At 66.8% G+C, this 1014-nt stretch carries 2 protein-coding genes; both read right to left on the reverse strand.

Annotated features, from left to right (window positions below; all coding sequences use genetic code 11):
• Positions 1-69: 69 nt before the first annotated feature.
• Complete coding sequence (locus ACWDNU_RS47230; RefSeq protein WP_449673632.1) at positions 70-414, reverse strand: alpha/beta fold hydrolase; 345 nt, start codon at positions 412-414, stop codon at positions 70-72.
• A gap of 97 nt (positions 415-511) precedes the next feature.
• The coding region (locus tag ACWDNU_RS47235; protein ID WP_449673633.1) for a 1-acyl-sn-glycerol-3-phosphate acyltransferase at positions 512-1014 on the reverse strand (503 nt) is incomplete at its 5' end.

A 1014-nucleotide genomic window follows, 5' to 3' on the forward strand; every position in this document is an offset into this window, starting at 1 on the left:
GCGGCACCCCCGGCAATTCGAGAGGCTGCCCTTCGAGGAGACACCGCAGGAACTCCTCCTCGACGGCGGTCAGGTCGCCGCGGCACCACCGTAGGAGTTGCCGATCAGGTGCGCCGAGTCGATCTCCAGGACGTCGAGGAACTCGCCGAGCACGCGCGCCAGATAACCGAAGGGGTCGGACTGGTCGACGTACTTCGACGACCGGCCGTAGCCCGGCATGTCCAGCACGAGCACCCGGAAGTGCTCCGCCAGCGCCTCGATGTTGCGCGAGTAGTTCGACAGCCCGGTCGCGCCGGGGCCGCCACCGTGCAGCAGCACGACCGCAGGCCCGGATCCGAACTCGTCGAAGTAGATCTCACAGTTGCCGACCTGCACCGTCCGGCCGGTGTCGACTCCCTTGTCGATGCTTGTCACGATGTACCTCCCAGTGAAGTTGATAATATCATCACATTCGATTGATCCCTCGTCAAGGCATTCTGATGAAACGCTCAGAATTGGACAGTAGGTGGCGTCACCCGAGCAGCGGTATCCGATGGACGGTCTGGCGATCGAGCTCGACCTGCATCGCGCAGTGCACCCGGTCGGCGAACTCGGCGGCCGACTCCCCCAGCCTCGGTCGCATCGCGGGGAGCACCGCGGTCCGGATCTTGGTCGGCAGCGGGATATAGGGCAGCAGCCCCGCGATCCCGACAGTCAGACCCCACGGCAGCGACAGCGTCACCGGCAGACGCTTGAGCCGCAGCACCTTGTCGAGGCGGAGCCGGCGCGCGAGCCCGCGGCCGTCGGACAGGCAGATCAGCGATTCGCCCGCCCCCGACGTGACCACCGGAACAATCGGCACGGCGGCCTCGATGGCCAGCCGCGCGAAACCGGTCCGGCCGTCGAACACGACCCGGTTGCGTTCACCCCACGACTTGAAGGCATCGACATCACCACCCGGGAAGACGAGCACATGCTCGCCACGCCCGAGCGCCCGGCACGCGTTCTCACCCGTCGCGGGCTCGGCACCCAATT

It is taken from the genome of Amycolatopsis sp. NPDC003676, from assembly GCF_053587275.1.